This is a genomic window from Deltaproteobacteria bacterium, assembly GCA_030690165.1.
Classification (GTDB): domain Bacteria; phylum Desulfobacterota; class GWC2-55-46; order UBA9637; family UBA9637; genus JACRNJ01.
Map to the genome: position 1 here is coordinate 1 of JAUYHF010000046.1, position 13,548 is coordinate 13,548.

15 protein-coding genes are annotated in these 13,548 nt (G+C 43.1%); 8 read left to right on the forward strand and 7 right to left on the reverse strand.

Going from position 1 to position 13,548, the window contains the following annotated elements; translation table 11 throughout:
* From Q8P28_07770 to trxA, 5 genes are all read left to right on the forward strand, one after another.
* Nucleotides 1-105: IS3 family transposase (locus Q8P28_07770; GenBank protein ID MDP2682685.1), on the forward strand; the 105-nt coding region annotated here is incomplete at its 5' end.
* 70 nt (nucleotides 106-175) lie between these two features.
* A complete protein-coding gene (locus Q8P28_07775) occupies nucleotides 176-655 on the forward strand; it encodes a Zn-ribbon domain-containing OB-fold protein (protein MDP2682686.1) in 480 nt (159 codons plus the stop codon).
* The gene (locus tag Q8P28_07780; protein MDP2682687.1) at nucleotides 652-2,610 is read left to right on the forward strand and encodes an acetoacetate--CoA ligase; all 1,959 of its coding nucleotides are present in this window, start codon (nucleotides 652-654) and stop codon (nucleotides 2,608-2,610) included. The genes Q8P28_07775 and Q8P28_07780 overlap by 4 nt, the downstream gene beginning before the upstream one ends.
* Before the next feature lie 37 nt (nucleotides 2,611-2,647).
* On the forward strand, nucleotides 2,648-4,006 hold the full coding sequence (locus Q8P28_07785) for a CoA-binding protein (protein ID MDP2682688.1): 1,359 nt from the start codon (nucleotides 2,648-2,650) through the stop codon (nucleotides 4,004-4,006).
* Between the two features lie 75 nt (nucleotides 4,007-4,081).
* The gene (gene trxA / locus Q8P28_07790) at nucleotides 4,082-4,411 is read left to right on the forward strand and encodes a thioredoxin TrxA (protein ID MDP2682689.1); all 330 of its coding nucleotides are present in this window, start codon (nucleotides 4,082-4,084) and stop codon (nucleotides 4,409-4,411) included.
* Here trxA and Q8P28_07795 read toward each other — a convergent pair.
* Nucleotides 4,408-6,147, reverse strand: coding sequence for an NAD+ synthase (locus Q8P28_07795; protein MDP2682690.1), 1,740 nt, complete (start codon nucleotides 6,145-6,147; stop codon nucleotides 4,408-4,410). The two genes, trxA and Q8P28_07795, sit on opposite strands and share 4 nt — an antisense overlap.
* A gap of 121 nt (nucleotides 6,148-6,268) precedes the next feature.
* Between Q8P28_07795 and Q8P28_07800 the strand changes: the two genes are divergently transcribed.
* The 3 genes from Q8P28_07800 (at nucleotide 6,269) to Q8P28_07810 (ending at nucleotide 8,680) form a co-directional block, all read left to right on the forward strand.
* Nucleotides 6,269-6,718, forward strand: coding sequence for an N-acetyltransferase (locus Q8P28_07800; protein ID MDP2682691.1), 450 nt, complete (start codon nucleotides 6,269-6,271; stop codon nucleotides 6,716-6,718).
* Complete coding sequence (locus tag Q8P28_07805) at nucleotides 6,715-8,109, forward strand: TldD/PmbA family protein (GenBank protein MDP2682692.1); 1,395 nt, start codon at nucleotides 6,715-6,717, stop codon at nucleotides 8,107-8,109. The genes Q8P28_07800 and Q8P28_07805 overlap by 4 nt, the downstream gene beginning before the upstream one ends.
* A 205-nt stretch (nucleotides 8,110-8,314) precedes the next feature.
* Nucleotides 8,315-8,680: a tetratricopeptide repeat protein gene (locus tag Q8P28_07810; protein MDP2682693.1), complete on the forward strand. Its 366-nt coding sequence runs from the start codon at nucleotides 8,315-8,317 to the stop codon at nucleotides 8,678-8,680.
* A 36-nt stretch (nucleotides 8,681-8,716) separates the two neighbouring features.
* Here the strand turns inward: Q8P28_07810 and Q8P28_07815 are convergent, their stop codons facing one another.
* The 6 genes from Q8P28_07815 to Q8P28_07840 all read right to left on the reverse strand — a co-directional run bounded on the left by Q8P28_07815 (nucleotide 8,717) and on the right by Q8P28_07840 (nucleotide 13,329).
* Complete coding sequence (locus Q8P28_07815) at nucleotides 8,717-9,364, reverse strand: DUF502 domain-containing protein (GenBank protein ID MDP2682694.1); 648 nt, start codon at nucleotides 9,362-9,364, stop codon at nucleotides 8,717-8,719.
* Nucleotides 9,364-9,756: an aspartate 1-decarboxylase gene (locus tag Q8P28_07820; GenBank protein ID MDP2682695.1), complete on the reverse strand. Its 393-nt coding sequence runs from the start codon at nucleotides 9,754-9,756 to the stop codon at nucleotides 9,364-9,366. The genes Q8P28_07815 and Q8P28_07820 overlap by 1 nt, the downstream gene beginning before the upstream one ends.
* 55 nt (nucleotides 9,757-9,811) lie before the next feature.
* Nucleotides 9,812-10,675 carry a pantoate--beta-alanine ligase gene (panC, locus tag Q8P28_07825; GenBank protein MDP2682696.1) on the reverse strand — a complete coding sequence of 288 codons (864 nt, stop codon included), beginning with the start codon at nucleotides 10,673-10,675 and terminating at the stop codon, nucleotides 9,812-9,814.
* A 16-nt stretch (nucleotides 10,676-10,691) separates the two neighbouring features.
* Nucleotides 10,692-11,489, reverse strand: a complete 798-nt coding sequence (panB, locus tag Q8P28_07830) for a 3-methyl-2-oxobutanoate hydroxymethyltransferase (GenBank protein MDP2682697.1) — start codon at nucleotides 11,487-11,489, stop codon at nucleotides 10,692-10,694.
* Nucleotides 11,490-11,633: 144 nt separating this feature from the next.
* Entirely contained in the window at nucleotides 11,634-12,269 is a 636-nt protein-coding gene (locus Q8P28_07835) for a deoxynucleoside kinase (GenBank protein ID MDP2682698.1), read from the reverse strand.
* Between the two features lie 154 nt (nucleotides 12,270-12,423).
* Nucleotides 12,424-13,329 carry a M23 family metallopeptidase gene (locus Q8P28_07840; GenBank protein MDP2682699.1) on the reverse strand — a complete coding sequence of 302 codons (906 nt, stop codon included), beginning with the start codon at nucleotides 13,327-13,329 and terminating at the stop codon, nucleotides 12,424-12,426.
* Nucleotides 13,330-13,548 lie beyond the last annotated feature (219 nt).

Below are 13,548 nucleotides of genomic sequence, written 5' to 3' on the forward strand. Positions count from 1 at the left end.
AGTATTTTTAATTATATTGAAATATTCTATAATCGAAAGAGACGTCACTCAACACTGGGGTATCTTTCTCCAGTATCTTATGAGCTCGAATCTATGGTAGCCTAACCTAACTTAGTGTCCTTAAATTCGGGGGAAGTCCACATTGTGTTCTGAAGTCTGAAATGTGAGTCATAACATGAAAAAAAACATCAAACTCCCAGAAACCGAAGAAGGCACAGTTTTATTCAACGTTGACCCTATCATTATTAAGCAGCATTACGAGATAGATTATATCCATTCCTATGCCCAGGATTCGCCATTCTTTGTCGGTCTGACAAAGAAGAAGCTTTTAGGCAGTAAATGCACCGGATGTGGTTATATCTATGCCACACCCAGAGGGCACTGTATGGAGTGCGGGGCGAAGACTGACTGGTTTGAGCTTCCCCTGGATGGGAAGCTCCATACGTTTACTACCTGTCACTTCGGAGGCGAGGCATTTTTAAAGGAGACGCCGTTCACATTAATCCTTGTGGAGTTTACCGGTGTGAATACCCTCTTCCTTTCCAGGCTTGTCGGAGCAGAGCCTGAGGAGGTAAAGATAGGGATGAAGGTAAGGGCTAAGTTTTTGCGGAACTGCAAATTTAAACCTACGGATGTATATTTTGTGCTGGCATGAGAAAACCGCTCTGGACGCCTTCAGAAGAACGAAAAGCAGAGGCAAATATTACAAGGTTTATAGGCCTTGTAAATAAGCTCTATGGTCTGAGAATCGGTTCTTATGACGAACTATATAAATGGTCAGTAGAACATATTCAGGATTTTTGGGCAGCCGTATGGGACTTTGTGGATATCAAGGCATCTGTGTATGATACCGTAGCAGATGATTTGGTCAAATTTCCAGGCGCGAGGTGGTTTCCTGGCTCACGACTCAATTTTGCAGAAAATCTTCTTAGGTTCAGGGATAGCCGGTTAGCGTTTATATTCAGGGGAGAAGGCCTGAAATCAGGCAGGATGACCTATGCGGAACTCTATGGTTCTGTAGCGCGCCTTGCCGCTTCTCTTCGCAATTTAGGAATTACAGCCGGAGACCGCATTGCTGCATATATGCCAAATCTGATAGAGACTCCCATTGCCATGCTTTCTGCTGCAAGCATAGGCGCTGTATGGTCTTCCTGCGGAACAGAGCTTGGCCCAAAAACAGTTCTTGACCGCTTTAGCCAGATTGAGCCAACAGTTTTATTCACCGTAGACGGGTATTTTTATAAGGGGAAGGTGTTTGATGTCTTGCCCAATGTAGAGAAGATTGCTGAAGGCATACCGTCACTGAAAAAGGTTGTTGTGATTCCATATAGAGGAGAACGACCTAATATAAGCTGCATCCCCCATGCAGTGTTTTATGATGATTTCATATCTCAGGGCAAACAAACTGATATTCGGTTCGAACAACTATCTTTTGATCATCCTGTGTATATAATGTTTTCTTCAGGAACAACAGGCAAACCCAAGTGCATGGTTCAAGGGGCTGGCGGCATACTGATAAATCACCTTAAAGAGCTTATACTCCATACTGATTTGAAACGCGAAGATAGGATAACCTATATCACCTCTCCAAGCTGGATGATGTGGAACTGGTTAATAAGTTCTTTAGCCGTAGGATCCACTATAGTATTATATGAAGGCAATCCAATACACCCCGATTGGGGTGCTATGTGGAGATTGATTCAGGATGAGCAGATATCAATCTTTGGCTGTAGCGCAAGCTATATCAATTATCTAAGAGGCATAGGGGCCAAACCGGGGAAGGACTATAATCTGTCATCGCTGCGGGAGATATCCCAGACCGGCGCCCCACTTTCAAGCCAGGGATTTGAATATGTGTATCGGGAAATAAAACAAGACATGCATCTTAATTCCATCTCAGGCGGCACAGATATAAATGGCTGTTTTGCTGCCGGGACACCGATTCAGTCTGTCTATGCCGGGGAACTGCAGGGGCCGGCCTTAGGCATGAAGGTGAAGGCGTATGATGAAAAGGGCAATGCAGTGGTTGATAAAGAGGGAGAGCTTGTGTGTGAGTCCCCGTCCCCGTCTATGCCTCTTTATTTTTGGGGGGATGATAATGGCAAAAGATATAGGGATGCCTACTTCAGCGCCTATGCCAATGTTTGGCGGCATGGCGATTGGATTATCATACACAGTGATACAGGCGGGATAACCTTTTTGGGGCGATCTGACTTTACGTTAAAGCCTTCTGGTGTGCGCATTGGGTCGGCGGAGATATACAATGTGATAGAAGGGTTTAAAGAGATTGCTGATAGTATGGTTGCAGGGCATGACTGGAAAGGGGACCAGCGTATTATCCTCTTTGTGAAACTTGCCCGGGGGTGTCAATTAACCGAGGACTTGAAAAACCGGATTAAAAGGTCCCTGCGTAATGAGGCGTCGCCAAGGCATGTTCCAGATGTAATCATCGAGGCGCCGGATATCCCCTATACCTTCAATATGAAGAAGGTTGAGAGCGCGGTCTCAAACATGATAAATGGCAGACCTGTAACGAATCGGGATGCGCTTGTGAATCCAGAATCTCTGGGATTCTATGAAGCAATTGTTCATGAACTTCAAAAAGAGTAGAATAGGTTTTGATTTTGAGATTTGACATTGGAGTTTTATGCGAGATATTTCCTTTTTTTTTAATCCAAGGTCTGTGGCGATTATCGGTGCATCGCCGATGCATGGCAAGCTCTCCCATGCAATAATGGATAACCTGAGAGAGACTGGTTACGAGGGGTCTGTATATCCGGTCAATCCACATTACAAGTCTGTCAATGGCATTACGTGCTATCAGTCCATCACCCATATTAAGGAAGATGTTGATATCGCTGTTGTTTGTGTGCCTGCTTCTGCAGTGCTGGATGCATTGAATGATATTGTTAGAAAAGGGGTGATGGGGGCAATTATTGTGAGCGCAGGTTTTAAAGAGGTCGGTGGCGAAGGAGCTGTTTTAGAACAGAGGATATATAAGATTGCCAGCGACGCGGGTATCAGGATTATGGGCCCTAATTGCCTGGGCATATTTGACAATATATCCAAGCTTGATACGTTTTTTATTCTCAGGGAAAGAATCAAGAGGCCGCCGGTAGGCGGGTTATCTATCTTATCTCAGAGCGGTTCATTTGCAGGCACGATAATTGATACGCTTGCGGCAGAGGGATTGGGCGTCGCAAGGGTTGTGAACTATGGCAACAGGGTGGATGTGGGTGAGTCAGACTGTCTGGAATATCTTGCAGAAGATGAAACAACGAAGGTTGTCGGCCTCTATATGGAATCGGTTGATGACGGCAGGCGATTTTTAGAGGCAGCGAAAAGGTGTGCGAATGAAAAACCGGTATTTGCCATTAAGGTTGGGAGGCATGGCGCCGGCGCATCTGCTGCAAGATCTCATACAGGGGCCATTGCAGGGAGGTATGAGATTTACCGTGCAGCCTTTAAGAAGGCAGGTATAATAGAGGTTAGAAGTTATAGCGAATTCTTAGATGCATGCAGGGTTTTGGGTAGGCAAAGGCGCGCAAACGGGAAGAGGGTGCTGATAATAACCGATGGGGGCGGTATGGGTGCGAGTATTGCTGATGCGTGTGAAGATATGGGGCTTTATGTTGCAGAACCGTCTGATATGCTCAAACAAACTATTATGCCTAAACTTCCCCTTTTTTGCACGTTGGCAAACCCCATCGACCTGACCGGCAGTGTGACCGATGATGATTATGTAATGGTTCTTAAAGAGGGGTTGAAGGGGTATGATTTAGCTATCGTGATGGTATTGTGGGGGCCGCCTGGTCTTACGGACAGGCTTGTTGCCATGCTGGCAGATGCCTCTCGGGAGCTGGATAAGCCTATTATTATCTGCAGTCCGGGCGGGGAATATACCAGAAGAAAAAACAAGATGTTTGAAGAGGCCGGATTACCTGTCTTTTCCAGCCCTGAAGAGGCTGCAAGGGCAGCGAGGCTGTTGGTAAATGACAAACAATAAGAACAACAAAATAGTTGACAATCCAAAAACCTTGTTTTATTATTGTGCAATCAAATTGGCGTAAAGGAGAAAAATATGTCTGAAAAGGTTTTAAATGTTACTGACAAATCATTTGACCTGGAGGTTTTAAAATCTACCACCCCTGTGCTTGTAGATTTTTGGGCTACATGGTGCGCCCCGTGCAGGGCTATTGCACCGATTGTTGAGGAGATGGCAGAGACATATAGCGGCAAGATAAAGGTGGCAAAGATGAATGTAGATGAAAATCCATCCACACCGGGAAAATACGGAGTTAGAGGCATTCCAACACTGGTGTTGTTTAAAAACGGCGAGGTTGTGGATCAGGTTGTAGGCGCAGTGCCTAAAAGCCAGATAAAGGGGCTTATAGAAAAGGTTGTAAGCTAATAACTCTCATATCTGTTCGTTATCGGCATCCTTCTGTCCTTACCCAGGGCGCGTGGTGTAATCTTTATGCCGGGCGGAGACTGACGTCTCTTGTATTCTGACGCATCCACCATCTTTATAACCTTTTTAATTATTGCCTCATTAAAACTCATCTCTTTAATCTCATCAAAACCCTTGTCATCTTCCACATACGCCTTTAATATTGGGTCTAATATCTCATATGGCGGGAGTGTATCCTGATCCGTCTGGTTTGGCCTCAATTCCGCGGTGGGCGCCTTTATTAAAACCCTTTCCGGAATTACCGCCTTTCTTGCAATTGAATTTATATATTTCACCAATTCATAAACTAACATCTTCGGGACATCTTTTATTACAGCAAACCCGCCTGCCATGTCGCCGTAAAGTGTTGCATAGCCTACGCTCATCTCGCTCTTATTGCCTGTAGTCAGCGTAAGCCAGCCGAATTTATTTGAGATTGCCATGAGGATATTTCCCCTTATCCTTGCTTGTATATTTTCTTCTGTCGCATCGGCCTTCTTTTTCTTAAAGACAGGCTCCATCAACCTCAGGTATTCTCCGAATACATCCTCTATTGGAATAGTTGTAAATTCTATGTCAAGGTTCTTTGCCAGCGCCAAGGCATCTTCCCTGCTTTCTTTTGATGAATACTGAGACGGCATAAACACGCCTGTTACATTCTTTTTCCCAAGCGCATCTTTTGCAATCACTGCAACCAGCGAGGAATCCACGCCGCCGCTTAAGCCTGCAACCACATGCCTAAAGCCGTTCTTTCTGACATAATCCTTTACGCCGAGGACAAGGGCATTATAAACCTCTTCCAAAGGCTCTAACACAGAGGCCTTGCAGCCTTTTATCGGCTTTTTTTTCTTTACAGCCAAACTATCATGGAGGATTACCTCTTTTACTTTCCCACCCTTTGCTTCACCCAATGAAAGCCTTTCCTTCCTTCTCCTCGGGTCATGCAGACGGTCTCTGAATATGCCTTCCGCATCAATGTCAGCAAGAATCAAATCCTCTTCAAACGGCTTTCCTCTTGCGATGACATTCATCTTCTCGTCTATAATCATGCTCTGGCCGTCAAATACAAGCTCATCCTGGCCGCCGGTCATATTCAGATATGCAACGATTACATCATTGTCAGCCGCCCGCGTGCTAACCATCTCTTCCCTGAATCTTGCCTTTCCCATATGATACGGAGAGGCGTTTATATTTATGATAACCTCTGCGCCTGCTATGGCCTGCGCCCTCGCAGGGCCTTCCTGATACCATATGTCCTCGCATATGCCTATGCCGATGGTAATACCCCTTAATACAATATTCAAGGGCGCAGCGCCTGCCTGAAAGTATCTGTCCTCATCAAACACGCCGTAGTTTGGCAGAAACATTTTATGATAAACAGCCGCGACCCTGCCTTTATGGATTACTGCTGCGGCGTTATAGAGGTCTTCTTTGCTGTCAACAAACCCGACAACTGCTGTTATGCCTTTTGTCTTACGCGCTATTAATTTAATATATTTGAGGTTATCTGCTATGAACTGCGGTTTTAAGAGGAGGTCTTCCGGCGGATAGCCTGTAACGGCCAATTCAGGAAAGACCACAATATCTGCATCGGCATCTTTTGCCATATCAATAAATTTAATAATTTTTTTTGCATTGCCGGAAAGGTCTCCAACAGTTGGGTTTATCTGAGCCATTGCAATCCTTAAGGTTCTCATAGATTGAAGCCTATCAAAATTGGCCGCAAGTTACAAGGCTGCAAGTGGATTTTTGTTTTGACAACACTATTTGACAATGATAGCATTTTAAAAAATATATGAAATTGGATAAGGGATTACGGTGATAAGAAAGGCAAGGATAGCGGATGTTAAAGACATCTATAAGCTTATAGAAACATTTGCCAATAAGGGTGAAATGCTTCACAGGCCGTTGACTGATATTTATGACAGTCTCAGGGATTTTTATGTATATGAGGAAATGGATGTTATTATTGGCGCTTGTGCATTGCATATATGCTGGGAAGATATGGGAGAGATCAGGTCGCTGGCTGTGAGCGGGGAGGCGGGCGGAAAAGGCATAGGCACCTTTCTGGTCAATGCATGTCTTGATGAAGCCAGGGCCCTCGGCATACCTAAGGTCTTTGCCCTTACATACAAGCCTGGCTTTTTTGAAAAGGTTGGTTTTAAGCCGATAGGCAAAGAGGTCTTGCCTCATAAGGTATGGGGTGAGTGTGTCAGGTGTTTTAAATTCCCGAATTGTGATGAGAATGCGGTGATGATAGAGTTATGAAAAAGAATTCAAAAGTCAAGCTTGCCCCTGCAGACAGTAAGCAAGGGGGTCAGGAGTCAGAGGATATAATAGAAGACCTTGTTAAGATGCTAAAGCGCAGGGTTGATGATTGGGAGATATTTTATTCTTCACAAAACGGTATTTCCATTGAGGTAAAGGATGGTAGAGTGGATGCCTTCAAGGTTTCATCAAACAAAGGCGTCGGATTAAGGCTTTTCAAAGATAAGAGGATCGGCTTCTCATTTACAAGTCTGCTGTCAAAAGACTCTCTTAATGAATTAGTAGAAAATGCCATCACTGGAAGCAAAGGGGTTACCGCAGATGAGTTTTTGTTTTTGCCGTTGCCGCAAAATACGGCGAAAGAGAAGCTGATGCTCTTTGACCCATCGCTGGCCAAGATATCTGAGGAAGATAAAATACAAAAGGCAATAAGCCTTGAGCAGGCTGCAAAGGATTTCGACCGGAGGGTGACTAATATAAGAAAGGCAGGTTACAGCGAATCTTTTTTTCAGTCGAGGCTTGTCAACTCCGCAGGTATTGATGCGGATAATTCGGCTACATTTGTCTCTTCCAGTGTCACGGTAGTCGCAGAAGAAAGGGGGGAGGCTCAGATGGGCTGGGAAATGGATATGAGCCATTTTGTAAAAGATGTAGATGTGAAAAAGATTGGAAGGGACGCCGCAAAAAAGGCGGTTGATATGCTTGGGGCGCGGACAATAAAGACCATAAAATGTCCTGTCCTCATAGAGAATATAATTGTCGGTGAATTCATGGAGATCATTGCCCCGTCTTTTCATGCTGATAACATTAGTAAGGGAAAGTCCATCCTGAAAGGGAAAAAGGGCGTGAAGGTTTTTAACGAGAAGGTTACAATATGGGATAACGGGCTTCTGCCAAATGGCTGGGGTACATCCCAATATGACGGTGAAGGTGTTCCAAGACAGAAGACCTGCCTCGTTGACAGGGGTGTTTGCGCGGATTTTCTTTATGATACCTACTGGGCAAAAAAAGGGGGGATGGCATCTACCGGAAATGCGGCAAGGCATAATTTCAAATCTTTTTCAAACATCGGCATATCCAACCTTTATCTGGAAGGGGGAGATACGGATTTTAACGGCCTCTTAAGCAGCATAGGAAATGGTTTCTTGATTACAAATGTATTAGGCGCCCATACCGCAAACCCGATAACAGGCGATTTTTCCTTTGGCGCATCCGGTTTCTGGATAGAAGGCGGCAATATCAGCTATCCTGTGAGGGGCGCCGCCATATCAGGAAACATGCTTCTTCTGTTTTCAAATGTGGAAGTTGTAGGCAGCGATATGCGATTTTTGGGCAACATTGGCGCTCCGGGTTTGATTATAAGCGAGATGGAGATAAGCGGGGTGGATTAAAATAAAGATTGCAAATTGAAGATTGCAAATTGAAAAATGCAAAATTGAATTAATCATACATAATTTCTTGACACAAAATAAATTTAATGCGATAAGGAGATATGAAGAATATGAAAGCAGATATGTCTGTGTAAGAAGTGTCATCTATAAAAGAAATAGATGGATGGATGCAGAGAAAAACTTACTAAAAAAAGGAGGTGCTTCTATGAAAAAGATGTGTGGGATAGCGCTTGTCATATGGATGGTTGCGGCATTAACAGTGGGAGGAGGCGCATGGGGCGGCAGTGGGACGGAGCCGTTGAAGACAGCGCCTGGTTCTGGGGCGGTAAAACACAATCAGGAAGGTATCGAACACTATAATCAGCACCACTGGGATGTGGCGCAGAAACACTTTACAGAGGCAGTGAAGGCCGACCCGAAATCAGCCGAGGCGCATTACAATCTTGCATTGGCATTGGATAATGCAAATAATCACAAAAGCGCCACAGAACATTTCAAGAAGGCCTATGATCTTGGGAAAAACAATCCTGATATCCAGAACTCAGGTATTCTCAATGACCATATAAAATAATCCTCAAATCCCAGGGCTAAAGGATTAGGTCGGCTTTTAGCCCTTTTTGTTTAGCCCATCTTTATTTTTTGTATTTTCAGGACTTACCATGCCGCCGGTTATTATAAGTTTGAACGCATCCTCAACAGACATCTCCAGAGGAATTATATCCTTTTCAGGGATAAGTATATAAAAACCTGTTGTGGGATTCGGGGTCGTGGGCAGAAACACATTGACAACCTTCTCTTTAGTTTTACTCTGAACCTCTCCGGCAGCAACACCTGTAAGAAAACCCACCGAATACATTCCCTTGCTTGGAAACTCTACAAGAACAACCCGTCTGAATCCTGAATAACCGGTAACAAGAAAAGTTTCCATAAATTGTTTTAAAGGTTTATAAATACTCCTGAAAAAAGGTATCCTGGCAAGTATATTATCTCCTATTTCAACCAATTTTTTTCCCAGAAGATTTGTCGCAAGAAGGCCTATGAGAAAAATAACAACTATTGTAAATATTACCCCGAGGCCCGGTATATGGAATTTCAGATACACATCCGGCTGCATAGACTCAGGCAGATAATTTAACAGGGTATCCATGTAGCCAACTATAAGACTAAAGATATAAATGGTCAGATACAGCGGCACAACTACCAAAAGCCCTGCGATAAAATATCTTTTAAAACTTGCCTTTATTTTCTTAAACATCAGACCGCTGCCTTTATCTTTGTCTTGACCATGTCTCTGGCAATATCCTTTATCCTGTTTTCATCATCTACATATACGAGCACAGGCTGATGGTCTGCTGCCTCTCTTTCATCCATACTTGCATAACTGGCTATTATAATGATATTTTCCTTTTTTGCCAGATGCGCGGCAGCGCCGTTAATGCACACATCGCCTTTGCCACGGCCGCCTTTGATTACATAAGTTTGAAACCTCTCTCCGTTGGTTATATTGTAGATATGAACCTGTTCAAAAGGCAGAAGACCTGCTGCATCCATCAGTTCCTCATCCAGTGTTATGCTGCCTTCATAATCAATATTAGCGTCAGTAACTGTTGCCCTATGTATCTTTGATTTAAGCATAATCCGCTGCATATCTTTTACCCCCTAAAAAGTTGCAAGTTTTAAGTTACATCTTTCAACTTGCATCTTACAACTTGAATCTATCATGGGACTGTAAAATACAGTTATCTATAAGTCTGGTCTTGCCGATTTTTACAGATAGGACTAACAGGGCCATGTCCGCAATTATGTCCAAATCTTCCAATGTATCTGTATCGCAGATTGTAATATACTCTATTACCGCCAGCGGTTCGGATTCTATGACATGTTTCATTTTTTTTAAAATTACAGCCGCATCTTTAATACCTTTGTTGAATATATCCCTTCCCATCTTAATTGCGGTATAAAGACACCTCGCTGCCATTCTTTCTTCCTTGTTTAAGTAACTATTTCTGGAACTCATAGCAAGACCGTCCGCATCCCTTACAATCGGCATGCTTACAATATCTATATCCATATTAAAATCACGAATCATCCTTTTAATTATTGCCGTCTGCTGAAAGTCTTTTTCACCAAATATGGCAATATCAGGCTTTACAATATTAAATAGCTTCATAACTACAGTTGCCACACCGCGAAAATGACCGGGCCTGGAAAGGCCGCACAGATGACTGCTCAACCTTTCTATCTCAATAAATGTCTGAAAACCTTCCGGATACATTTCATCTGCAGCAGGATTGAAAACGCAATCCACCTTATTGGCGTCTGCTAATGCCAAATCTCTTTTAAGGTCTCCTGGATACGAGGCAAAATCTTCTCCTAGCCCGAACTGGACAGGGTTAACAAATATGCTCATCACAAGCATATCTCCCAAACCTCTCCCTTTTTTAAGCAGACTTGCATGTCCATCGTGCAGATAACCCATGGTGGGAACGAAAACAACAGACCTGCCCATCCTTTGCGCATCGCCTGAAAAAACTCTCATCTCTTTTACGCTGGTTATAAGTTTCATACCCTTGTGTCTATATTTAAAAACTATGCTCTTTGCCTGGAAATTTTCCTTGTTTTACATCATCTGCATATTTATTAACCGCAGAAGATATTATCCCTTTTAAATTAACATATCTTTTAACAAATCTTGGCTTAATATCATCATATAAGCCCAATACATCATGGATAACAAGAACCTGGCCGTCGCAATATGGACCGGCGCCTATGCCTATGGTCGGGATAGAGACGGCGTCAGTTATCTCCTTTGCCAAATCCGCGGGGATCCCTTCCAGGACAATAGAAAACGCCCCTGCCCTTTCTACTGCCTTTGCATCACCCAGTAATTTTTTCCTCTGTTTCTTTTCTCTGCCCTGAACCCTGTATCCCCCCATCCTGTGAATGGACTGGGGCGTAAGACCAATATGGCCCATAACCGGTATATCCATATCCACTGTGGCCTTGATGGTATCTTCCATATTCACCCCCCCTTCAAGCTTGACAGCCTCTGCCCCGTCTTTTACCAGCAACCCTGCATTTTTCTTTGCGTCTTCAATAGATATCTGATAAGACAAAAACGGCATGTCGGTAACGACAAGCGCATTTTTATTGCCTCTTACAACAGCCCTTGTGTGATACCTCATCTCATCCATTGTAACGGATAAGGTATTTTTATACCCGGCAAATACCATCCCTGCTGAATCCCCGACTAAAATAAGCGGTATGCCTGCCTCATCCAGAATCCTTGCAAATGGATAATCATAGGCAGTAAGCACAGGGATTTTTTTGCCTTCTGCTTTCATTTTCATAATGTCAGGAATTGTTATCTTTTCCAATATACCTCCAATCCAAGTAAAAAAGCCTTCTGAACCAAAGTCCAGAAGGCCAAATTAAACAAATTCTAAATTTCAAATCTCAAATTTGAGATTTGAAATCGTCCTTCCGTCCCGGTTCAAGAATCTTGAATCCAAGCGGCTACCTGCTTACCTTACCGGCACATAATGTTGTACTCCTCCCTTTATAGACCTTATCTCATTTACCACATTCGTCAGATCGTCATGAGAATTAACAAAATCTATGTCGGATGTATCCACTACAAGAAGAGGCGTATCTGTATAGTAAAAGAAATATCTGTTATACGCATCAACCAGCCTCTCTATGTAATCCTCTTCTATATCCTTCTCGTAAACTTTATTCCTCTTCTTTATTCTTTCAATAAGCGTTTCGGTTCTCGCCTGAATATATATTACAAGGTCAGGTTTGGGTATCCTTGCATCCAGCAGCCTGTATATCTGTTCATACAGGGCCAACTCATTTTCATCCAGATTGAGGTATGCAAAAATCTTATCCTTGGCAAAGAGATAATCTGCAACAACAGTAGAATTAAAAAGCTCTTGCTGTCCAAGCTCTTTCTGCTGCTTATATCTGTTTAGAAGAAAAAAGAGCTGGGTTTGGAACGCATATTTTTGTCTGTCTTTATAAAAACTTATAAGGAAAGGATTATTATCAACCTCTTCCAGCAGCACCCTTCCCTTAAATTCTTCCGCTAAAAGTTGTGAGAGACTGGTCTTCCCAACACCGATAGGTCCTTCTAGTGCAATATATCTGGCCTTTTCCATAAGTTGCAGGATGCAGGTTTCAAGACTTATAACTTGAATCTTGCAACTTGCATCTTTAAAATAGCGTAGTTGCGTAATAAAAGTCAAGACACTAAAAAAACAAAACCCTGCCGCATAACTTTGACAGGGTTTTGTTTAAAAAAGAAACAAGCGCTTAATTCAAAATATATTTTTCCGGATTAACATTGATGCCATTTACAAGCACCTCATAATGGAGGTGGGGACCGGTGCTTCTGCCTGTGTTGCCGACCGCAGCAACTTTTTCCCCTCTTTTAACCCGTTTCCCAACATGCACATATATATCTGAAAAATGGCCGTATCTTGTGACTATGCCATAGCCGTGGTTTATAGATATTGTCTTTCCAAGCCCGTTTTCCCTGGCGACCTTGCTGACTATGCCGTCTGCCGGCGCAAATACAGGCGTTCCAACAGCGTTTGCTATATCAAGACCTTCATGCATCTGCCGCAAACCTGTGAATGGCGATATGCGGTAGCCGAAAACGCCTGTAACCCATCCCCTCGCAGGCCATATGGCAGGAGTGGAGGCAAAGTGAGATGTTTGTTTAAAAAGATATTCATGAACCTCTGTAAAGCTCTTTTCCTGCGTCATTGTCTCCGCCCTCAACTGATCGAGGTCTGAATGCATTTGCTTTATCAGTCCACCCCTGGCAACACCTAATGCAGTCATATCCTCTTCCATAGGCGACGGGCCTCCGATACCAAGTATTTGGTTTGAACCACCAGGAACCTCCATATTTGTAATAATCCTCAACTTCTTGTCAAACTGCTTTAACTTAGCCATCTGAAACTCAACGTCAATCATCTTGCTTGCCAACGCCTGCAATTGTATCTTTTGTTCAGCGTTCTCCTTCCGGAGCCTGTTAAGTTCATGGGTTTTTAATTTCACTCTGGTGTAATCAAAAAGCATAAATGAAAATCCGGCAAAAGAGATGCCCAGTATAATAACTATGGTTTTTAACAAGTTGAGAGGGAGTCTGAACTTCCTGATATGAGAAGGGTCCTGAGGAACAATAAAAACGGTAAAGAATCTTTTTTTCAATTTTTAACCCTCCTTTCTATAAACATTAAGTGTTTTAGTATCACATAGAACTAAATTTGTCAATGTTTTTATCTATCACTGTCATTTAAAAATTAAAAGTGCACTGGTTTAAAGATTAAAAGTGCACTATTGTGTCTTTTTCAGGATTTTCTCACATCTATCAAGCCAAGGAGGATAAAATGGGCAAACACTTACGAAAGCTGTTTTCAGCAGAAGAAG

Excerpts from the sequence above, each read along its gene's own strand:
- Q8P28_07775 (MDP2682686.1), top strand. The coding sequence starts at position 176 with ATGAAAAAAAACATCAAACTCCCAGAAACCGAAGAAGGCACAGTTTTA.
- Q8P28_07780 (MDP2682687.1), top strand. The coding sequence starts at position 652 with ATGAGAAAACCGCTCTGGACGCCTTCAGAAGAACGAAAAGCAGAGGCA.
- Q8P28_07785 (MDP2682688.1), top strand. The coding sequence starts at position 2,648 with ATGCGAGATATTTCCTTTTTTTTTAATCCAAGGTCTGTGGCGATTATC.
- trxA (MDP2682689.1), top strand. The coding sequence starts at position 4,082 with ATGTCTGAAAAGGTTTTAAATGTTACTGACAAATCATTTGACCTGGAG.
- Q8P28_07795 (MDP2682690.1), bottom strand. The coding sequence starts at position 6,147 with ATGAGAACCTTAAGGATTGCAATGGCTCAGATAAACCCAACTGTTGGA.
- Q8P28_07805 (MDP2682692.1), top strand. The coding sequence starts at position 6,715 with ATGAAAAAGAATTCAAAAGTCAAGCTTGCCCCTGCAGACAGTAAGCAA.
- Q8P28_07810 (MDP2682693.1), top strand. The coding sequence starts at position 8,315 with ATGAAAAAGATGTGTGGGATAGCGCTTGTCATATGGATGGTTGCGGCA.
- Q8P28_07815 (MDP2682694.1), bottom strand. The coding sequence starts at position 9,364 with ATGTTTAAGAAAATAAAGGCAAGTTTTAAAAGATATTTTATCGCAGGG.
- Q8P28_07820 (MDP2682695.1), bottom strand. The coding sequence starts at position 9,756 with ATGCAGCGGATTATGCTTAAATCAAAGATACATAGGGCAACAGTTACT.
- panC (MDP2682696.1), bottom strand. The coding sequence starts at position 10,675 with ATGAAACTTATAACCAGCGTAAAAGAGATGAGAGTTTTTTCAGGCGAT.
- Q8P28_07835 (MDP2682698.1), bottom strand. The coding sequence starts at position 12,269 with ATGGAAAAGGCCAGATATATTGCACTAGAAGGACCTATCGGTGTTGGG.